Origin of the sequence: Cryobacterium sp. Hh38 (genome assembly GCF_004403235.1) — a bacterium.
Taxonomy (GTDB): domain Bacteria; phylum Actinomycetota; class Actinomycetes; order Actinomycetales; family Microbacteriaceae; genus Cryobacterium; species Cryobacterium levicorallinum.
Map to the genome: position 1 here is coordinate 12,511 of NZ_SOHD01000042.1, position 19,575 is coordinate 32,085.

Sequence of the window (19,575 nt, forward strand, 5' to 3'; positions counted from 1 at the left end):
GAACGGGTTGCGAGGCTGGGCAGTTTAGGCTGTAGGGATGCGACTGGCGGGATGGGTGCGGGGGCGACTCCGGGCATCCGCTATACCCGAACCGGGCGTCAGCCCGAAACCGCGGCTGAACCGCGACGTGATCGTGCTCGGCGTCATCGCCTTCTTCGTGATGGTGGGCTTCGGCGTCGTCGTGCCGGTGCTGCCGGTCTACGTGCAGAGCTTCGGTGTCGGCAACCTCGAGGTCGGCGCGGTCGTCTCGGCCTTCGCTCTCATGCGGTTCGTGTTCAGCCCCGCCTGTGGTCGCCTGATCGACTGGGCCGGGGAACGAACCGTGCTCGCCGTCGGAATCGGCATTGTCGCACTCTCGAGCGGACTGGTCGGGGCGGCCGACAGCTACCTGCAACTGTTGCTGCTGCGCGGGGCCGGCGGCATCGGCTCCGCCATGTTCTCCGTGTCGGCCATGACGCTGTTGCTGCGCACGGCCGAACCGGGCCGCCGGGCCCGCGCGATCGGCTTCTACCAGGGCGGATTCCTCATCGGCGGCATGGCCGGCCCGGCGATCGGAAGTCTGCTCGCGACCATCTCGCTGACCGCACCCTTCTTCTTCTACGCCGGAACCCTCACCGTGGCCGGCCTGGTCGGGCTGTTCCTGTTGCGCTCGGGCGGCCGGGGCAGCGCGCTGGCCGGCGCCGACGCATCCGCTGTGCGCACGCCGTTTCGCACCGTGCTGCGGGACGAGCGCTTTCGCGCGGCCTGCCTCGCGAATTTCGCGCAGGGCTGGACCTCGCTCGGGGTGCGCACCACCCTCATTCCACTGTTCGTGGTCGTCGTGCTCGGGGGGACGAGTTCGTGGACCGGGATCGCGTTGGCTGCCGCAGCCGTCGCCCAGGCGCTCGCTCTTGCGCCGGCTGCCCGGTTTGTCGACACCGTCGGCCGCAAACCTGCCATTATTGGGGCATTCACTGTGGCCGGGCTCGCGATCGTTGCCATCTCGTTTACGCCGAACATCTGGGTGCTCGGCGGTCTGCTCTGCGTCTACGGGGTCGCCGCCGCCTTCATGGGCACCGCTCCCGCCGCGGCGGTCGGCGATGCGGCCGGGGCGCGCGGGGGCCGCCCGGTCTCGGTGTTCTCCATGTGCGCGGATGCCGGTGCGATCGTCGGTCCGCTGGTTGCCGGCCTGCTCGTCGACGCTTTTTCGTTCTCGGCCGGATTTGCCGTCGGCGCCGTGTTCCTGCTGATCGCCGCCGCCTATGCGCTGCGGATGCCGTCCGAGCGTCGCGTCGCCGCCTGAGTCCGATGGGGCGGCGTCAGGTCGGTCGCGCGCGCGTGGCTTATTCAGGACAGGCCAATGCCGTACGCCGAACTTCCGCATGATTGCGGGGCGCCCGCAGGGCGGCGGTGGCCGATGTCCCGAAATAGCCACAGGAAAGCGCGCGTGAGTGGTCGGGTTGGGAATACCGCGGCAAGTTCATGCGTTTGCATGAATATCAAACTCGCTAGGAGGACCTCATGACCGTACAGACCACCGGACTGCACCACGTCACCGCGATTGCCGGTGCCCCACAACGCAACATCGACTTCTACGTGACCGGGCTGGGACTTCGTCTCGTCAAGAAAACCGTCAACTTCGACGACCCGGGCACCTACCACCTGTACTACGGCGACGATTCCGGCCGGCCCGGCTCGCTGCTCACCTTCTTTCCCTGGACCGGCATTCGCAGAGGCCACACCGGCGCCGGCCAGTCGACCACGACCGCGTTCTCCGTTCCGGCCAGCAGCATCGGCTGGTGGAAGGACCATTTCGCCAAGCTCGGTGTGGAATCCGCCGTGACCGGGCGCTCGTCCCACGAGGAGCGGCTCTCGCTGCGCGACCCCGACGGGCTTCAGCTCGACCTGGTGGCATCCTCAACGGTGGATCCGCGCAATCCCTGGGATTCCGCATCCGTTCCCGCTGAATTCGCGGTGCGCGGGCAGCACTCGTCGGTGCTCACCGTCGCCGACCCGGCGAAGACCGTCCAGGTGCTCACGGACGACCTCGGCATGCACGTCATCTCTGAAACGGATGGCCGCACTCGCGTTGGTGCCGGCGATGGCGCGCCCGGAAACCTCGTCGACGTGCTCGCCGACCCCTCCGGAACCCCCGGCCTGACCGCCGGCGGCAGCGTGCACCACGTGGCCTTCCGGGTGCCGGACCGCGCCACCCAGGCCGAATGGCGTGAACAGCTCGCCGACCGCGGTTACGGCGTGACCGCTATCCTGGACCGCCAGTACTTCACCTCGATCTACTTTCGCGAACCCGGCGGCGTGTTGTTCGAACTCGCCACCGACACCCCCGGCTTCGACATCGACGAGCCGCTGCTCGAACTTGGTCGCTCGCTCAAGCTGCCGCCGTGGCTCGAGCCGAGCCGCGAGGCCATCGAGAACGCGGTGGCGCCGATCGTGCTGCCGCCCGAGAACAACCCGGGGGTAGTGGATGCTCCAGCGCCGGTCGCCGCGCCGGTCGCCGCGCCGGTCGCCGCGCCGGTCGCCGCCTCGGTCACCGAATGAGCGACGCGATGCCGCAGGCCGAGTGGCCGTACCTGTTTCGCCCGGGATCGGACGACGCCCGCGTGCTGCTGATGTTGCACGGGACCGGGGGCAACGAGCAGGAGATCGCCGGGCTCGCCAGCGCGCTCGATCCCACCGCTGCGATACTCGCCCCGCGCGGTCGGGTGCAGGAGAACGGCATGAATCGTTGGTTCCGGCGACTGTCCGAGGGTGTGTTCGACACCGCGGACGTGGCCCGACGCGCTGACGACCTCGCCGCGTTTCTGACCTGGGCGCGCGCCACCTACGCGCTCGGCGACCGGCCGATTGTTGCCGTCGGCTTTTCCAACGGCGCCAATATTGCCCTGGCGACGGCGCTTCTGCACCCGGCGGTGCTGCCTCGCGTGATTGCGTTCTCCGGCATGCATCCGCTCGACGCCGACCGTGGGATCGACGCGCGGGTCGCTGCTGGAGATCTGAGCGCATCCGCTGTGTTGCTACTGAACGGTCGAACCGACCCGATGGCTCCGCTCGGCAGTGTGCAGAAGCTCGCGACCATGCTCGAGGAGCGCGGTGCAAAGGTGCAGTCGGAGCTGCGCCCCGGTGGCCACGGCATCACCGAAACGGATGTCGCCGCCGCGGTGGCCTGGTTGGCCTAGCCCCGCGAGAGCGCAAAAAGTGCCCGTTTGACACGTTCAATCGGGCACTTTTTGCGCTCTCGCGCAACGGGTTAGCGGAGTTCTGTGCGACCGGAGATGACGCCGCTGACCGTCGCGACGACGGCGAAGATCACCGTGATGATGGGGAATCCGAGGTCCCACCAGGCGATCGCGGCCGCGCCGAAGATGGCGATTTCGATGAAGGCCTTGCCGAACGGGTCGAGGCGGAACACCGCCTTGGGGGAGCGGAACAGTGCCCAAACCAAAATGGCGAAGGCGGGGGCGGCGAGTCCGACCAGCACCCCGGGCCAGGGAAGCGGCCAGGCCAGGAAGCCCCAGATGCCGAGGCTGATGAAGGCGAAGAGTTCGAGCACGAACCGGAGCATGTCGTTGGGGCCGATTTTCGGCAGGGCGCGCGTGTCTGTCACTCGTCAATCTTACCGATCCGTCGTGCCGTCGCTTTCCGGGCCCGGGCCCGGAAAGCGGACCCACGATAGATCCTGGGCCCCGTCCCCGGCTACTTGAAGATGATCGTGCGGGCACCGTCGAGCAGCACCCGGTTCTCGGCGAACCACTTCACCGCCTGGGTCAGCGTGCGGCTCTCCTCGTCCTGCCCGATCGACACCAGCTCGGCCGGAGTGCGAGAGTGGTCGACGCGCACGACGTTTTGCTCGATGATCGGTCCTTCGTCGAGGTCGCCGGTCACGAAGTGTGCGGTCGCGCCGATGAGCTTGACGCCGCGGGCATGCGCCTGGCGGTACGGGTTGGCACCCTTGAAACCGGGCAGAAATGAGTGGTGAATGTTGATGGCGCGCCCGCCCAGCCGTGCGCACAGCTCCGGCGAGAGGATCTGCATGTAGCGGGCGAGCACGACGAGTTCGATATCGAGTTCGTCGACCGCCTCGATGACGCGAGTTTCAAAGTCGGCCTTGCTGGCCGCATCCGTTATGGGCAGTGATTCGAACGGCACGCCATAGAACCCGACCAGGTCGCGCAGGGTGCCGTGATTGCTCAGCACGAGCGGAATCTCCACCGGAAGCTGGCCGCCGCGCTGGCGAAACAGCAGATCATTGACGCAGTGCCCGGCCGAGGACGCGAGCACGAGCGTGCGCAGCGGGCGCCCCACGACATCGACGATCGACGCCATCGCATAGCGCTCGATCACCGGGGCGAGCGCCGCCTCGAGTTCGGGTCGGGTCACCGGGGACTGCACCTGCAGGCGGATGAAAAATCGTCCGGTGTCGGCGTTGGAGAATTGCTGGCTCTCCGAGATATTGCCGTGCGCCTGCACGATCGCGCCGGTGACGGCGTGCACGATTCCGGGCTGATCGGCACAGACCAGCGTGATTACCCAGTGATGCGGAGAAGTCATCCGACCAGAATACCGGGCCGGCGAGCGGATGCTGCTGACCTGCAGCCCCGGCCCGAGCGATCGAGTGTGCCCGAGCCATGCTCGATCCCGACGCACTGGCCGCCTGCCCGCCCAGTTGACCCGCCGGCACCGTCCGGTACACTCGACGTGGTCGCGCTGAACAAGCCGGCCCCGGGCGCGCACGTCGGCGCGCAGCCGGCTCCGGTGCGAACGACCGGACGCCCGCCGAGCCACCAGTATGAGTGCATCCATGACCAATACCGCCAACATCTTTCTGCCCACCGTGCCGCGCACCCCTGCCGCGAAGGCCACGCAGCCGTTCCCCTGGGTTGGCCTGATCACCCTCGCCGCCGCCGTTTTTCTGTCGGTCACCTCCGAGATGCTGCCGACCGGCCTGCTGCCGGAGATGAGCGAGAGCCTGAACGTCACCGAGAGCCAGATTGGCCTGCTCGTGTCGTGGTTTGCGTTCACCGTCGTCGTCACGAGCGCGCCCGTCGCGATCCTGACCCGCCGGTTTCCGCGGCACGGACTCATCATCATCGTGCTCGTCATCTTCGCGCTCAGTAGCGTGCTCACCGCCATCGCGCCGACCTACGAGCTGGTCGTCGCGGCGCGGGTGCTTGGCGGCGTCGCCCACGGCCTGTTCTGGTCGGTGGTCGGTGCCTACGCCGCCCACCTCGTGCCCAAGGCGCAAATCGGCCGCGCCGTGTCGATCACCGTCGCTGGCGGAACGCTCGCCTTCGTGTTCGGTGTGCCGCTCGGTACCGCGGCCGGCCACCTGCTCGGTTGGCGCCTCTCCTTCGTCGCCCTCGGCGTGCTCATGCTGATCGGCGCCGCCCTGGTCTGGAAGTTCCTGCCCCCGGTCGCCCGGCATTCCACAAGCACGTCCACAACGGATGCCGCCGCATCCGCTCCCCAGGGCGGTCGCCGCGACGCAACCATTCCCGCTGTCGTGCTGATCTGCTTCATCACCGGCATCACCATGGTCGGCCACTACAGCTTCTACACCTACATCGCGCCGTTTCTGCTCGACGGTCTCGGCGTCGCCGCGAGCCAGCTGGCACCGCTGCTCTTCGCCTACGGTGTCGCCGGGGCGATCGGGCTGCTGCTCGTCGGCACCGTCTTTGGTCCGCGTCCGACGCTCGGCCTCGTGCTCGGTCTGGCGGCCAGCGCTGTGAGCGTCACCCTGCTCGCCCTGTTCAGTGCCACTCTGCCGGTCGCACTCGCCGCTTTCGTGCTCTGGGGAATGGCCTTCGGAACCTTGCCACCGTTGATGCAGACCCGAATGCTGCACGCTGCGTCCCCGGAGATTCGCGACACCGCCTCCGCCTTCTATACCACCGCATTCAACGCTGGAATCGGTGGCGGCGCGCTGCTCGGCGCGGTGCTGATCGAGACCGTCGGGCTCGAGTTCGTGCCGCTGGTCTACGTGGGTTTGCTCGTCGTCGCGCTCACGCTCGTGGTCGTCACCGACCTGGTCGGCAGCCGCCGCTCCTGACGTTTTCATCACTCTGACTTCGTGCAGGACGGGGACCGCACCGGAGGCGACCGCTGCACGTTTGCGGCGCCGACGGCAGACCGTCCCTTGTCGGCGGGTAGACTAGACCTTCACACCCCGACCTGACAAGCCTGGAGGCCGCATGGTTCAATTCCTCCTCGCGTTTGTCGTTCTCTCGGTGCTCACGCCGTGGCTCACCCGGCGCGTCGGCACCCGCGTCTTCTACCTGATCGCCCTGCTGCCGGCCGGAGCGTTTGCGTACACGCTCACCCAGACCGCCACGGTCACCGCGGGTGGGGCCGTGACCCAGTCCATTCCGTGGATTCCGCAGCTCGGCATCAGCCTCTCCTTACGGGTCGATACCCTGGCCTGGCTGCTCGCCCTCGTGGTCACCGGCGTCGGTGCCCTCGTACTGATCTATTGCGCGCGTTACTTTACCGACGACGAACCGAGTCTCGGCCGGTTCGCGGCGCTGCTGCTGGCCTTCGCCGGCACCATGTACGGCCTGGTCACCGCAGACGACCTGGTGATCATGTTCATGTTCTGGGAGATCACCAGCGTGCTCTCCTACCTGCTGATCGGGCATTACACCCATAAACGGGAGAGTCGCGGCGCTGCCCTGCAAGCCCTGATCGTGACGACCTTCGGCGGCCTGGTCATGCTCGTGGGCGTCGTGATGATCTCGGTCGCCTCCGGCACCACGAGCCTGGCCTATATCGTCGCCAACCCGGTGACCAGCACGATGGGTACCTGGGCGATTCTGCTCATCCTGGTCGGGGCGCTCTCCAAGAGTGCGCTCGTGCCGTTCCACTTCTGGCTGCCCGCCGCGATGGCCGCACCCACCCCGGTCAGCGCCTATCTGCACGCCGCCGCGATGGTCAAGGCCGGCATCTACATCGTCGCCCGGCTCGCTCCCGGCTACGCCGACAGCGCTGGCTGGCTGCCGGTGCTGGTCACGCTTGGCGTCTGGACCATGGTCGTCGGGGCCTGGCGTGCGCTGCGCCAGTACGACCTCAAGCTGCTGCTCGCCTATGGCACGGTCAGCCAGCTCGGCTTTCTCATGATCGCGATCGGATTCAATACCCGCGACACCGCGCTCGCCGGGGCCGCCCTGCTGCTCGCGCACGCCCTCTACAAGGCCACCCTCTTTCTCGTCGTCGGCGTGATCGACCACCGCGCCGGCACCCGGGACTGGCGCAAACTGAGCGGCGTCGGCCGCAGCGCCCCGGCGCTCGCGCTGATCGCGCTCGTCGCCGTCGCGTCGATGGCCGGGCTGCCCCCGTTGTTCGGTTTCGTCGCCAAGGAAGCCGTCTTCACCTCGCTGTTCGATGCCGGCGTCGGGGGATCCGGCTGGGGCTACGCGGCCCTCATCGGTACGGCCGTTGGATCCGTGCTGACGGTGGCCTACAGCATCCGTTTCTTCTGGGGTGCGTTTGGAACGCGCAGGGAACAGCCGGACACCGTGCTGCACGCGAGCCCGTGGGACACCCTGCTCGCCCCCGGCGTGCTCACCGTCGCGACGATTGGACTCGGCCTGTTCGCCGCGCTGCTCGACCCGCTGCTCGCGCCCTACGCCGACACCGTGCCGGGCGCTGGCAGCATCACCGAGCCGCCTTACCATCTCGCGCTCTGGCACGGGTTCGAGCCGGCGCTGTATCTCAGCGCCGTCGTTCTACTGCTCGGTGCGCTGCTGTTCCGGGCGCGCCGAGGAGTGTCGAAATTGCAGGCGAGGGTGCCCGACGTTATCGACGCCAGCCGCGGCTATGGTAAGGCCATCCGCAGTGTCGACCGGGTCGCCGCCCGGGTCACCCACTTCGCCCAGCAGGGCGGGCTGCCGCAGTACCTCGGCACGATTCTCAGCGTGTTCGTGGTCGCCCTCGGCTTCGCAGCGTTCGTCAACCGTACCTGGCCCGAAACGATCGTGCTCTGGGACTATCCAGGCCAGGTATTGATTGCCCTGATCATGGCCATTTGCGCGGTGATGGCGGCTCGGGTCGGGCAGCGGATGACCGCGGTCATCCTCGCCGGCGTCACCGGCTACGGCCTCGTCGCCCTGTTCGCCTTTCATGGTGCGCCCGACCTCGCCCTGACCCAGGCCCTGGTCGAATCGATCACCCTGGTGATCTTCGTGCTCGTGCTGCGCCGCCTGCCGGCGAACATCGCCCAGCACAACAAACCGGTGCGCCGCAAACGCCGCCTGCTGATCGGCAGCCTGGTCGGCCTGGTCATGGGCACGATCGGTTTCATCGCCCTCGGCGCCCGCGACTTTGCGAGCATCGCCGGAGCCCTGCCGCGCCTCTCGGTCGACGACGGGCACGGCGACAATATCGTCAACGTGATGCTCGTCGACATTCGCGCCTGGGACACCATGGGCGAGGTGTCCGTGCTCATCGTCGTCGCGACCGGTGTCGCGAGCCTGCTGTTCGTCTCCGGCCGCTACTCGGTCCTGCCGCGCCTGAAGGAATCCCGCAGCCTGCGCGCGGGCGCCAACCGGCGCCGCATCGTGGCCGACCCGGAGCTGTCCAGCGAGGGGCACGCCGTCACCCGGCAGGCGTTCCTGCTCGCCGGGCGCAAGAACGACCCGCGCAACCGGTCGATCCTGATCGAAGTGCTCGTGCGATTGCTGTTCCACCCGGCCATGATCGTGTCGATCTACCTGCTCTTCGCCGGCCACAACCTGCCCGGCGGCGGTTTCGCTGGCGGGCTGCTCGCCGGCCTCGCCCTGGTGGCTCGCTACCTTGCCGGGGGGCGTTACGAACTCAGCGAAGCCGCACCGATCGACCCGGGCAAGATCCTCGGCCTCGGCGTCATCCTCGCCGTGGGCATGGCTGTCGTCTCGCTGTTCTTCGACGGGATCCCCCTCGAATCGGCCTACTTCACCGCCACAGTGCCCGTACTCGGTGACCTGTCCTTTGGCACCTCGACCATCTTCGATATCGGCGTCTACCTCGTCGTGATCGGCCTGACCTACGACATTCTGCGCAGCCTCGGCAGCGAGATCGATCGGCAGAGCGAGAACGACGAAATCGGCCCGCGGCCCGCGCCCGATGACACAGCTGCCCCGGCCGAGCCCTCGACCGACACGGCTGCAGGGCTGAACATCCATCCCCTGCACGAGATCCCGAACGGAGGAGGCACGCGATGAGCGCCTCCCTCACCCTCGTCATCGTCATGGCCGTCATGTACGCGGCCGGCGTCTACGTCATGCTCGAACGCAGCCTTACCCGGGTGCTGATCGGATTTCTGCTGGTCGGCAACGCCACCAACCTGCTCATCTTCATCATGAGCGGACGTCCCGGCAGCTCGCCGATCGTCACCGGCACGAGCGTTCAGGACATGGTCGACCCGATTCCGCAGGTGCTCATGCTCACCGCGATCGTGATCAACTTCGGCATCACCGCGCTGCTGCTCGCCCTCATCTACCGGTCCTGGTGGCTGGCCCAGCTCGGCGACGAGGGCGACACCCTTACCGACGAGCACGCCACCGAAAGTGCCGGCGACGCCGACGCCACCTTCCGTTCCTCCTCCGACGATGACGACGCCATCGCCGAGTCCATCGACGAGTTCGAGCGCGGCGACGGCGCCACCAGCGATGAAGACACGTCGAAAGCGGATGCTGCCGGCCGCGCCGGCGCATCCGCTTCAGACGAGAGGAACGCGCGATGACCGCCCTGGTTCCCCTGATCGTCTGCCTGCCGCTGCTCGGTGCGGCGGTCGCCCTGATGCTCGGCCAGCGCCGCCGCCTGCAGGTTCTCGTGAGCGTTCTCAGCCTCGGGGCGGCGACCGTGATGAGCGCCGTACTGCTGGTCCTGGTCGACCGGCACGGACCGGCCGTGGTGCAGGTCGGCGGCTGGGACGCGCCGTGGGGCATCGTGCTCGTCGTCGACCGACTGTCGGCGATCATGCTGCTCATCTCGGCGCTCATGCTGCTCGGCGTGCTGCTGTTCGCCGTCGGCCAGGGCATCATCGACGGTGACCTCGAAACGCCCGTCTCGATCTTTCACCCGACCTACCTCGTGCTGGCCGCCGGCCTGTTCAACGCCTTCGTCGCCGGCGACCTGTTCACCATGTACGTCGGTTTCGAGATGCTGCTCTCGGCCAGCTATGTGCTGCTGACCCTTGGCGGTACGGGAGCGCGCATCCGGGTGGGTATCACCTACATCGTGGTGAGCCTGGTGTCGTCCCTGCTGTTCCTCAGTGCGATCGCTCTCATCTACGGCGCCACCGGCACGGTCACCCTCGCCCTCATCGCCGAGCGGATGCCCGATCTCCCCGCCGATATTCAGCTGATTCTCGGTCTGTTGCTGCTGATCGCCTTCGGGGTGAAGGCCGCGGTCTTTCCGATGTCGTTCTGGCTGCCGGACTCCTACCCGACCGCGCCCGCCCCGGTCACGGCGGTCTTCGCCGGGCTGCTCACCAAGGTCGGGGTGTACGCGATTCTGCGCACCCAGACGCTGTTCTTTCCCGACAACCAGTTCTCGACGCCGCTCATGGTCGTCGCCGCGCTGACCCTGCTGGTGGGCATTTTGGGCGCGCTCGCCCAGGCCGATATCAAACGGCTGCTGTCGTTCACCCTGGTCAGTCACATCGGCTACATGCTGTTCGGGATCGCGATCGGCACCCCGCTCGCCATCGCCGCGACCATCTTCTACGTCGTGCACCACATCACCGTGCAGACGACCCTGTTTCTGGCCGCCGGGCTGATCGATCGGGTCGGCGGAACCACCTCGCTGTCGCGGCTCGGCGGGCTGCTGAAATCGTCGCCGCTGGTGGCCATTTTGTTCTTTCTCGGCGCGCTCAACCTCGGCGGAATCCCGCCGTTCTCCGGTTTTCTCGGCAAGATCGCCCTGTTTCAGGCCGGCACGATCGTGGCCGACCCGCTCATCTACGTGCTGATCGGGGTCGGCGCGCTCACCTCGCTGCTGACCCTCTACGCCCTCGCCCGGGCTTGGAACCTGGCGTTCTGGCGGCCGAAGAAACAGGTGAAGGACTACACCTCGTCAATGTCGGCGCAGCTCGTGGAAGACCCGCAGGACGCTGGGCTCGTGCTGAAGAAGACGATCTCGCCGCTCATGGTCGGCGCGACCTCCTCCATGCTCGTGCTGACCCTGGGGCTGACGGTGTTCGCCGGGCCGATCTTCGCCCTGGCCACCCGAGCTGCCGCCAATATCAGCTATCCGTCGACCTACATTGATGCCGTGTTCCCGAACGGTACCGGTTCAATCGAAGATAGCAACGTGGGCACCAACTTCGAGGGGGGTTCCCGATGACCACGCCGCGCGAACGGCGGGGCGCCGTCGGCAACCAGATTCCGCCGTTGATCGCCTTGATCGTGCTGTGGATGCTGCTCTGGGGCGAATTCTCCTGGCTCAATCTGCTCATCGCGCTCGTCGTTGGCATCGTCGTTACCGTGGCGTTTTATCTGGTGCCGGTGCAGCTGAGTGGGCGGCTGCATCCGCTGCACACCGTCGTATTCTTCGTGCGACTGATCCTGGACATTGTGCGCGCCTCGATCGACGTGTCCTGGCTGGCCGTGAAGCCGCGCCTGGTCACGTCGAACGCCATTCTGGAGATTCGACTGCGCACCCGCAGCGACCTCATTCTCACCTGGACCGCCGTGGCCACGTCGATCGTTCCCGGCTCGATCGTGGTCGACATCGACCGGGAATCGTCGATCCTCTACCTGCACGTGCTCAATATGCAGAGCGCTCGCGATATCGAGAGTTTTCGCCGCCGGGTGCTGGACACCGAGCGACGCATCGTGCGCGGGTTCGGCTCAAGCGAAGACGTTGAACGGATGCGCGGGGTGCGGCCCGCAGATCGGCGCGCATCTCGCCTGAAGGGAACCTCATGATGTTGCAGATTGTGGCCGTCGTCGCGTCGATCATGTTCGCGGTCGGCGCGCTCCTGGCCGTCTACCGTATCGTCGTCGGCCCGAGCGTGCTGGACCGGGTCATCGCCTCCGATGTGCTGGTCGCGACGATCATTTGCGCCCTCGCCGCGGAGATGGCGCTCAACCGGCACACCGACACCCTGCCGGTGCTGCTCGTGCTGGCGCTGTTCGCGGTGCTCGGATCGCTCAGCGTCGCCCGCTTTCTGCCGGCCAGGGACAGCGCATGAGCGCCCTGTTGCACGACGTGCTGACGGCTATTCTGGTGCTCGCCGGCGCTGCGATGTGCCTCGCCGCCGGAATAGGGCTGATTCGCTTTCCCGACGTTCTGTCTCGACTGCACGCCGCGACCAAGCCGCAGATCTTCGGGCTCATGGCCGTGACAGCGGATGTCGCGATCAACAATTTCTCGGTCGGCACCGTCACCCTCGTGGTCGCCATCGTGGTGTTTCAGGCGCTGACCGCGCCGATGGCCGCGCACCTCGTGGGTCGGGCCGCCTACGAGACCGAGCACCTGCGGCCCGACCTGCTCATCGTTGACGAGCTGCGCGATCGCCGCGCTGCCCGCTGACCCGGCCCGCTCGCCCCAGCGTGGCTCGCGGCACTCATTAGCGGTCGTGGCGCCCCGAGCTAGCGGTGCCCGCGAGGCTGCCGAGTGCCGCGCGACCGGAGCCGCGCCGACCAGCGCCACGAAAAGACGCGCGCGGCGGCATCCGCTGATATAATGGTTGAGTCGCAACTGGCGTAGCACGAAGATGGGTCACCATTGGGGAGCGACTGACACGGTTAGTGGCCGCACGCCTGGGCCGCAACATCCATATATAAGGAGAACTCCGTGCCTGATTCCGCTACCGTCTTGAAGTCGACCTTCAACGAACCGCTCTCGGTCGTTGACCCCGAGATCGCCGCTGTGCTCGAGCAGGAGCTCGGCCGCCAGCGCGACTACCTCGAAATGATCGCGAGCGAGAACTTCGTTCCGCGCGCCGTGCTGCAGTCGCAGGGCTCCGTGCTCACCAACAAGTACGCCGAGGGCTACCCTGGACGCCGCTACTACGGCGGCTGCGAGTACGTCGACGTCGCCGAGCAGCTCGCCATCGACCGGGCCAAGAGCCTGTTCGGAGCCGCCTACGCGAACGTGCAGCCGCACTCCGGCGCCACAGCGAACGCCGCAGTCCTCTCCGCCATCGCCACCCCCGGCGACACCATCCTCGGTCTCGAGCTGGCCCACGGCGGCCATCTCACCCACGGTATGAAGCTCAACTTCTCCGGCAAGCTGTACAACCCGGTCGCCTATGGAGTCGACCCGGAGACCTTCCGCGTCGACATGAATGTCGTGCGCGACAAGGCACTCGAGAGCAAGCCGAAGGTCATTATCGCCGGCTGGTCTGCCTACCCGCGTCACCTCGACTTCGAAGCTTTCCGCGCCATCGCCGACGAGGTCGGCGCGCTGCTCTGGGTGGATATGGCCCACTTCGCCGGGCTCGTCGCCGCCGGCCTGCACCCCTCGCCCGTGCCCTACGCCGACGTCGTGTCGAGCACCGTGCACAAGACCCTCGCCGGCCCGCGCTCGGGCTTCATCCTCTCGCGGGACATGACCCTGGCCAAGAAACTCAATTCCAACGTGTTCCCCGGCCAGCAGGGCGGCCCGCTGATGCACGTGATCGCCGCCAAGGCGACCGCGTTCAAGCTCGCCGCCGAGCCCGAGTTCAAGGAACGTCAGGAGCGTACCCTGCGCGGTGCCCGAATCCTCGCCGAGCGTCTGACCGCTGATGACTCGCGCGAGCACGGCATCGACGTGCTCACCGGCGGAACCGACGTGCACCTCGTGCTCGCCGACCTACGCCACTCCGAGATCAACGGCCAGCAGGCCGAGGATGCCCTGCACGAGGTGGGCATCACGGTGAACCGCAACTCCGTCCCGTTCGACCCGCGCCCGCCGATGGTCACGTCGGGCCTACGTATCGGCACGCCGGCCCTGGCCACCCGCGGATTCGGCGACGCCGAGTTCACCGAGGTTGCCGACGTCATCGCCGCGGCACTCAAGCCCGGCGCCGACATCGCCGCGCTCCGCACCCGCGTCGGAGCGCTCACGCAGGCGTTCCCGCTGTACTCCGGGCTGGAGCAGTAGCTCCTTCGAGAACGGATGCTGCCGGCCGGCCTGGCCGGCAGCATCCGTCATCTCGTGCCCGCCTGCGAGTGACCAGCGCGATGCACCCCCGCCGCACCTTTGTCCGGGGCCTGGGCCCCGTCCCTGGGCCCACGTTATAACCTGGGCCCGCGAACGGGGCCCGGGCCCCGACCGAGTGACCTGGACGACAATACCGATCTGAACCACAACAGTAGGGAACCGCAAATGACGGCAATCACACTCGACGGCGTCAAGACCGCGTCTGATATCAAGGCTGAGCTTCGCGATCGCATCGTGGCCCTGCGCGCGCACGGTGTCGTGCCCGGACTGGCCACCCTGCTGGTCGGCAATGATCCCGGCTCAAAGACCTACGTCGCAGGCAAGCACAGCGACTGCGCCGAGGTTGGCATCGAATCGATTCGCATCGACCTGCCCGGCTCGGCGACCAGTGCCGACGTGCGTGCCGCCATCAAGGATCTTAACAACAGCCGCGAGGTGACCGGCTACATCATTCAGCTGCCGCTTCCGGTCGGCCACAACGAGAACGCGATGCTCGAACTGATCGATCCGTCGAAGGATGCCGACGGCCTGCACCCGACCAACCTCGGGCGTTTGGTGCTCGGGATCGAGGGCGAACTGCGCTCCCCGCTGCCGTGCACCCCGGCCGGAATCGTCGAGCTGCTGCGCCGCTACGACGTGCCGATCGTGGGCAAGAAGGTCGTCGTGGTCGGTCGCGGCCTCACCGTCGGTCGCCCGCTTGGCCTGCTGTTCACCCGCAAGGGCCTCGATGCGACCGTCACCCTGACGCACTCGCGGACCGTCGACCTCGCCGGTGAGGTGCGCCGTGCCGATATCGTCGTGGCCGCAGTCGGAGTGCCGCACCTGATCCAGGCCGACTGGATCAAGCCGGGCGCCGCCGTCCTGGACGTGGGAATCACCCGCGTGCACAACGAAGTCACCGGCAAAGGCCGTCTGACCGGTGACGTACATCCCGATGTTGCCGCGGTCGCCGGGCACCTGTCGCCGAATCCGCGTGGCGTCGGCCCGATGACCCGCGCGATGCTGGTCTCGAACGTGGTCAAGGCCGCCGAGCAGTCGCTGCTCGCGTAGCGGCGCGGCCACGAGGCTCGGCGGGCCGCGGTGAACGCTGCCCGCGTAGCGACTCTGCCGACGGTTCGGCCGGCCGTAGCTAACGCCGGTGAGTTTCGCTACACGCCGTTGCCGTCGTGCGCCTCGTACGGCGCGTCGCCTATTTACCGGCAGTAGCGGCCGCGCGGGGCATCCGTTTTGTTACGGCTGGGCGAGGGCGGCGCGGTGCAGCTCGGTGTGTTCCAAATAGTTCTGCGCATTGTGACGGATGCTGTCGATCTCGTCGTCGGTCAGCGGGCGTCGAACCTTGGCGGGAACGCCGGCCACGAGGGATCCGGGCGGCACCACGGTTCCGCCGAGCACGACGGCTCCGGCAGCGACGAGGGATCCGGTGCCGATGACGGCGCCGTTGAGAATGGTCGCGGACATACCGACCAGTACATTGTCTTCGATCGTGCAGCCGTGCAGCACGGCGCCGTGCCCGACCGAGACGCCGGTGCCGAGGGTGAGCGGAAAGTCGGTGTCGACGTGGCAGGAGACGTTGTCCTGCAGGTTCGAGCCGGCCCCGATCGTGATCGGCTCCAGTTCGGCGCGCAGCACGGAGTTGTACCACACGCTGGCCCGGTCGGCGAGGGTGACATTGCCCACGATCACCGCGCCCGGAGCGACGAACGCGCTCTCGGCGATGCTCGGGGCCGGCGTATTCGGCAGGACGATGATTCGGGCGGCGCTGTCAGCAGTCATACGCGTCAGCCTAGCCCGGGGCGGCGGGGCGGCGAGGCGGCGAGGCGGCGAGGCAGTGAGACTGCGAGGCAGGCAGCGGGGAGTGGGAGCGGCCGGGCAGGCAGTGCGGCAGGGGGGGCGGCGAGAGAGCGGGGCAGCGGGGGCGGCCGGGTACCAAGGCAGGCGGGGCCGGGAGGCGCAGCGGCAGGGAGGCAGCGAGCCCGTGCGGTGAGCCGGCGACCGGCAGCGGCCCGCGCTCGTCGCAACGCGCAGGCGGCCCGCCCCGGAATTGGGGAGGCCGATCGCGAGGGCCGCTGGCGGCCGAGTTCGGGACCGAACTCGGCCCGGCGGGATCAGATGCCCTGCGCCAGCCGATAGTAGGCCTGGTTCCAGCGCACCTCGCGGGTGAAGTCGCGCAGGGTGGTGGACTTGTCGATCACGAGGAGCTCCGTGCGCGCGATCTCGGCGAAGTCCTGGAAGGCATCGATGCCGACGGCCGTCGACATGACGGTGTGGTGGGCGGCGCCGGCGGTTAGCCAGGCTGCGGCTGAGGTGGCGAAGTCGGGCTCCGGACGCCAGACGGCGCGACCGACCGGGAGTTTCGGGAGTGCCTCGGTGGGCTCGACCACCTCGACGACGTTCGCGATGAGACGGAACCGGTCGCGCATGTCGCTCATCGCGACCACGACCGCGGTGCCGGGGGCAGCGTTGAAGACGAGGCGTACGGGATCCTCGCGGCCACCGATGCCGAGCGGGTGGATCTCGAGGGTCGGCTTCTCGGTCGCCAGCGCCGGGTTGACCTCGAGCATGTGAGCGCCGAGGATGAGTTCGGCCCCGGGGGTGAGGTCGTAGGTGTAATCCTCCATGAGGCTCGCGCCGCCGGGGAGACCTGCGCCCATTACATTGGCCACGCGCACGAGGATGGCCGTCTTCCAGTCGCCCTCCCCGGCGAAGCCGTAGCCCTGCTCCATCAGTCGTTGCACGGCAAGGCCGGGCAGCTGGCGAAGCGCGCCGAGGTCTTCGAAGCTCGTGGTGAAGGCGCTGAAGCCGCCGGCCTCGAGAAAGGACTTGAGCCCGATCTCGATCGCGGCGCCGTAGCGGAGCGACTCGTGGCGTTCGCCGCCGGTGCGCAATTCGGGAACGACGTCGTAGCGCTCTTCATACTCGGCGATCAGGGCGGTGATCTCGGCATCCGTTGCCGCGTGCACTGCCTCGGCGAGTTCATTGACCGGCCAGGTGTTCACCTGCACCCCGAAGCGCAATTCGGCCTCGGTCTTGTCGCCCTCGGTGACGGCGACGTAGCGCATGTTGTCGCCGAACCGGGCGAGTTTCATGCTGCGGCTCGCCGCCCAGCCGGCGGCAGCGCGGGTCCAGGTGCCGATGGTGCGAGTCACGGCCGGGTTGGAGACGTGGCCGACGACGGTCTTGCGGGATACCCCGAGCCGGGTCTGGATATAGCCGAACTCACGGTCGCCGTGGGCGGCCTGGTTGAGGTTCATGAAGTCGAAGTCGATCTCGCTCCAGGGCAGCTCCACGTTGGCCTGAGTGTGCAGGTGCAGCAGCGGTTTGGTCAGAGCGTCGAGCCCGGAGATCCACATCTTCGCGGGCGAGAAGGTGTGCATCCAGGCGATCAGGCCGATCACCGCGTCGTCGGAGTTCGCGTCGAGTGCCGCCCGGCGGATCGATTCGGAGTCCTTGAGCACCGGTTTCCACACGATTTTCACCGGGATATCGCTGGTCGCGCCGAGCGCGTCGGCGATGGCTCTGGACTGATCGGCGACCTGCCGCAGCGTCTCCTCGCCGTAGAGGTTCTGGCTGCCGGTGAGAAACCAGACTTCTACGTGATCGAGGGTCGTGGTGAGAGAAGGCATGGGTTGAGTGCTCCTTGTACTGCTAGCGGTTGAAGTGTGAGGTGATTGCGGCGTCGAGGCAGGTGGTCACGCCGCCGCGCCGGCGTCGCGTTTGAGGCCCTTGAGCCGGTGCATGACGTCGTTTGCGCCGCGGCCGAAGTAGTCGTGCAGCAGAGAATACTCGGCGAAGAGCTGGTCGTAGGCCGTGGCCGACTCGGCATCGGGCGTGTACACGTTCTGGTTGAGCTTGCCCATGGCCTCGCCCGCCGCGCGCACGTCCGGATACGCGCCGGCGGCCACGGCGGCGTGGATGGCGGAGCCGAGTGCAGGCCCCTGCTCGCTGTCAATCGTGGAGATGGGCATCCGCAGAATGTCACTGTAGGTCTGCATGAGGAACGCATTCTTGAGCAGTCCGCCGGCCACGATGAACTCGGTCACCGGCACTCCGCTGGCGTTGAAAGTTTCCACGATGGTGCGGGCGCCGAACGCCGTGGCTTCGAGCAGGGCGCGGTAGACCTCCTCCGGTCGGGTGGTGAGCGTCGTGCCGAGCACGAGGCCGGAGAGCTCATGGTCCACGAGTACCGAACGGTTGCCGCTGTGCCAGTCGAGGGCGATCAGGCCGTGCCCGCCGACCGGCTGGTCCTTGATCAGTTCGGTCAGATACTGGTGCACGCTCAGGCCCGCAGCCTCCGCCGCGGCAAAGTACCGTTCGGGAACCTGGTTGTTGACATACCAGGCGAAGATGTCGCCCACGCCGGACTGGCCGGCTTCGTACCCGTACAGCCCGGAGACGATGCCACCGTCAACGACGCCGCACATGCCGGGTACCTCGGCGAGTCGATCCGAATTCATGACGTGGCAGGTGCTCGTGCCCATAATGGCTACCATCTGGCCTGGGTTCACGGCGCGCGCGGCCGGTGCCGTGACGTGCGCATCGACGTTGCCGACGCTGACGTGAATACCCTCGGGTAGTCCCGTCCAGGCCGCGGCTTCGGCCGTGAGGGTGCCGGCGGATGCTCCCAGTTGGCCGATCTCGTGGGTCACCTTGTCGAGGGCGAACCGGGAGAAAGCCGGATTGAGCGCCCCGAGAAATTCCTCACTCGGGTACTCGCCGTCCTGCAAGATTCCCTTGTAGCCGGCGGTGCAGGCGTTGCGCACATACCGGCCGGTGAGCTGCCAGACGATCCAGTCCGCGGCCTCGACCCAGTGGTCCATGCGCTCGTATAACTCCGGATCTTCCTCGAGGAGCTGCAATCCCTTGGCGAATTCCCATTCGCTGGAGATGAGCCCACCATAGCGGGGCAGCCAGCTTTCGTCGCGCGAGGTAGCGAGATCGTTGATGCGGTCGGCCTGGGGCTGCGCAGAATGGTGCTTCCACAGCTTGACGTAGGCGTGCGGACGGTCGGCGTACTCCGGCAGCTCGTTGAGCGGGGTACCGTCGGTGATGACCGGAACCATCGTGCAGGCGGTGAAATCGGTGCCGATGCCGATGACCCGGGCCGGGTCGATTCCCGCACTGGCTAGTGCTGCCGGAACGGCGCTCTTCAGCACGGCAACGTAGTCCTGGGGAACCTGCAGGGCCCACTCCGGTGGCAGCTTCGCGCCCGTGGCCTGGAGGGTGGTGTCCATGACCGCGTGGGGATAGTCGAGCACGGCCGAGCCGAGTTCGGCGCCGTCCGAGACGCGCACGACGACCGCGCGGCCGGATAGTGTTCCGTAATCGATGCCGATGACGTAGGACTCGGTCCCGGCTGGTGCGTCTGCGCGCGATTGCTCTGCGGTCGTGCTCACTGATCGACTCCCTTGGCGGCATGCGGATGCGATCGGTCACGTGCGCGAGATACTCGCC

General features: G+C 67.5%; 16 protein-coding genes, 1 pseudogene and 1 riboswitch. Of the genes and pseudogenes, 12 read left to right on the forward strand and 5 right to left on the reverse strand.

Going from position 1 to position 19,575, the window contains the following annotated elements; genetic code table 11:
• Positions 1–37: 37 nt before the first annotated feature.
• From E3T41_RS14185 to E3T41_RS14195, 3 genes are all read left to right on the forward strand, one after another.
• Positions 38–1,282: an MFS transporter gene (locus E3T41_RS14185; protein WP_134479169.1), complete on the forward strand. Its 1,245-nt coding sequence runs from the start codon at positions 38–40 to the stop codon at positions 1,280–1,282.
• 218 nt (positions 1,283–1,500) lie between these two features.
• Positions 1,501–2,538, forward strand: coding sequence for a ring-cleaving dioxygenase (locus E3T41_RS14190; protein WP_134479171.1), 1,038 nt, complete (start codon positions 1,501–1,503; stop codon positions 2,536–2,538).
• The gene (locus E3T41_RS14195; protein ID WP_134479173.1) at positions 2,535–3,176 is read left to right on the forward strand and encodes an alpha/beta hydrolase; all 642 of its coding nucleotides are present in this window, start codon (positions 2,535–2,537) and stop codon (positions 3,174–3,176) included. The genes E3T41_RS14190 and E3T41_RS14195 overlap by 4 nt, the downstream gene beginning before the upstream one ends.
• Positions 3,177–3,247: 71 nt before the next feature.
• Here E3T41_RS14195 and E3T41_RS14200 read toward each other — a convergent pair whose 3' ends face one another.
• On the reverse strand, positions 3,248–3,604 hold the full coding sequence (locus E3T41_RS14200) for a YrdB family protein (protein ID WP_233195169.1): 357 nt from the start codon (positions 3,602–3,604) through the stop codon (positions 3,248–3,250).
• 89 nt (positions 3,605–3,693) lie between these two features.
• Positions 3,694–4,548: a formyltetrahydrofolate deformylase gene (gene purU, locus E3T41_RS14205; RefSeq protein WP_092449632.1), complete on the reverse strand. Its 855-nt coding sequence runs from the start codon at positions 4,546–4,548 to the stop codon at positions 3,694–3,696.
• Positions 4,549–4,798: 250 nt separating this feature from the next.
• Here purU and E3T41_RS14210 point away from each other — a divergent pair, with 250 nt between their 5' ends.
• From E3T41_RS14210 to E3T41_RS14250, 9 genes and pseudogenes are all read left to right on the forward strand, one after another.
• The gene (locus tag E3T41_RS14210) at positions 4,799–6,046 is read left to right on the forward strand and encodes an MFS transporter (protein WP_092449635.1); all 1,248 of its coding nucleotides are present in this window, start codon (positions 4,799–4,801) and stop codon (positions 6,044–6,046) included.
• Between the two features lie 142 nt (positions 6,047–6,188).
• On the forward strand, positions 6,189–9,191 hold the full coding sequence (locus E3T41_RS14215; protein ID WP_092449637.1) for a Na+/H+ antiporter subunit A: 3,003 nt from the start codon (positions 6,189–6,191) through the stop codon (positions 9,189–9,191).
• Positions 9,188–9,712: a sodium:proton antiporter gene (locus tag E3T41_RS14220; protein WP_092449639.1), complete on the forward strand. Its 525-nt coding sequence runs from the start codon at positions 9,188–9,190 to the stop codon at positions 9,710–9,712. Before E3T41_RS14215 ends, E3T41_RS14220 begins: the two co-directional genes overlap by 4 nt.
• Positions 9,709–11,316, forward strand: coding sequence for a Na+/H+ antiporter subunit D (locus tag E3T41_RS14225; protein WP_092449641.1), 1,608 nt, complete (start codon positions 9,709–9,711; stop codon positions 11,314–11,316). The genes E3T41_RS14220 and E3T41_RS14225 overlap by 4 nt, the downstream gene beginning before the upstream one ends.
• Entirely contained in the window at positions 11,313–11,900 is a 588-nt protein-coding gene (locus E3T41_RS14230) for a Na+/H+ antiporter subunit E (protein ID WP_092449643.1), read from the forward strand. The genes E3T41_RS14225 and E3T41_RS14230 overlap by 4 nt, the downstream gene beginning before the upstream one ends.
• Entirely contained in the window at positions 11,897–12,166 is a 270-nt protein-coding gene (locus E3T41_RS14235; RefSeq protein WP_233195173.1) for a monovalent cation/H+ antiporter complex subunit F, read from the forward strand. Before E3T41_RS14230 ends, E3T41_RS14235 begins: the two co-directional genes overlap by 4 nt.
• Positions 12,163–12,507 (forward strand): monovalent cation/H(+) antiporter subunit G, encoded by a 345-nt coding sequence (gene mnhG, locus E3T41_RS14240; protein WP_092449645.1) that lies wholly within the window; start codon positions 12,163–12,165, stop codon positions 12,505–12,507. The genes E3T41_RS14235 and mnhG overlap by 4 nt, the downstream gene beginning before the upstream one ends.
• Positions 12,508–12,661: 154 nt before the next feature.
• A riboswitch (ZMP/ZTP riboswitch) is annotated at positions 12,662–12,750 on the forward strand.
• Between the two features lie 21 nt (positions 12,751–12,771).
• On the forward strand, positions 12,772–14,064 hold the full coding sequence (gene glyA / locus E3T41_RS14245) for a serine hydroxymethyltransferase (RefSeq protein WP_277870975.1): 1,293 nt from the start codon (positions 12,772–12,774) through the stop codon (positions 14,062–14,064).
• 225 nt (positions 14,065–14,289) lie between these two features.
• A pseudogene (locus E3T41_RS14250) lies at positions 14,290–15,191 on the forward strand (bifunctional methylenetetrahydrofolate dehydrogenase/methenyltetrahydrofolate cyclohydrolase); the annotation flags it as partial.
• A gap of 163 nt (positions 15,192–15,354) precedes the next feature.
• Here E3T41_RS14250 and E3T41_RS14255 read toward each other — a convergent pair.
• The 3 genes from E3T41_RS14255 to araB all read right to left on the reverse strand — a co-directional run bounded on the left by E3T41_RS14255 (position 15,355) and on the right by araB (position 19,517).
• Positions 15,355–15,897 carry a gamma carbonic anhydrase family protein gene (locus E3T41_RS14255; RefSeq protein ID WP_092449650.1) on the reverse strand — a complete coding sequence of 181 codons (543 nt, stop codon included), beginning with the start codon at positions 15,895–15,897 and terminating at the stop codon, positions 15,355–15,357.
• A gap of 332 nt (positions 15,898–16,229) precedes the next feature.
• The gene (gene araA / locus E3T41_RS14260) at positions 16,230–17,747 is read right to left on the reverse strand and encodes an L-arabinose isomerase (RefSeq protein ID WP_104132258.1); all 1,518 of its coding nucleotides are present in this window, start codon (positions 17,745–17,747) and stop codon (positions 16,230–16,232) included.
• Between the two features lie 66 nt (positions 17,748–17,813).
• Complete coding sequence (araB, locus tag E3T41_RS14265; RefSeq protein ID WP_092449654.1) at positions 17,814–19,517, reverse strand: ribulokinase; 1,704 nt, start codon at positions 19,515–19,517, stop codon at positions 17,814–17,816.
• Positions 19,518–19,575 lie beyond the last annotated feature (58 nt).

Bases quoted from the DNA above. Each gene is read 5' to 3' on its own strand.
- E3T41_RS14215 (WP_092449637.1), top strand. From the start codon at position 6,189: ATGGTTCAATTCCTCCTCGCGTTTGTCGTTCTCTCGGTGCTCACGCCG.
- E3T41_RS14185 (WP_134479169.1), top strand. From the start codon at position 38: ATGCGACTGGCGGGATGGGTGCGGGGGCGACTCCGGGCATCCGCTATA.
- E3T41_RS14255 (WP_092449650.1), bottom strand. From the start codon at position 15,897: ATGACTGCTGACAGCGCCGCCCGAATCATCGTCCTGCCGAATACGCCG.
- araA (WP_104132258.1), bottom strand. From the start codon at position 17,747: ATGCCTTCTCTCACCACGACCCTCGATCACGTAGAAGTCTGGTTTCTC.
- purU (WP_092449632.1), bottom strand. From the start codon at position 4,548: ATGACTTCTCCGCATCACTGGGTAATCACGCTGGTCTGTGCCGATCAG.
- E3T41_RS14195 (WP_134479173.1), top strand. From the start codon at position 2,535: ATGAGCGACGCGATGCCGCAGGCCGAGTGGCCGTACCTGTTTCGCCCG.
- E3T41_RS14230 (WP_092449643.1), top strand. From the start codon at position 11,313: ATGACCACGCCGCGCGAACGGCGGGGCGCCGTCGGCAACCAGATTCCG.
- E3T41_RS14220 (WP_092449639.1), top strand. From the start codon at position 9,188: ATGAGCGCCTCCCTCACCCTCGTCATCGTCATGGCCGTCATGTACGCG.
- E3T41_RS14190 (WP_134479171.1), top strand. From the start codon at position 1,501: ATGACCGTACAGACCACCGGACTGCACCACGTCACCGCGATTGCCGGT.
- E3T41_RS14210 (WP_092449635.1), top strand. From the start codon at position 4,799: ATGACCAATACCGCCAACATCTTTCTGCCCACCGTGCCGCGCACCCCT.
- E3T41_RS14235 (WP_233195173.1), top strand. From the start codon at position 11,897: ATGATGTTGCAGATTGTGGCCGTCGTCGCGTCGATCATGTTCGCGGTC.
- mnhG (WP_092449645.1), top strand. From the start codon at position 12,163: ATGAGCGCCCTGTTGCACGACGTGCTGACGGCTATTCTGGTGCTCGCC.
- E3T41_RS14225 (WP_092449641.1), top strand. From the start codon at position 9,709: ATGACCGCCCTGGTTCCCCTGATCGTCTGCCTGCCGCTGCTCGGTGCG.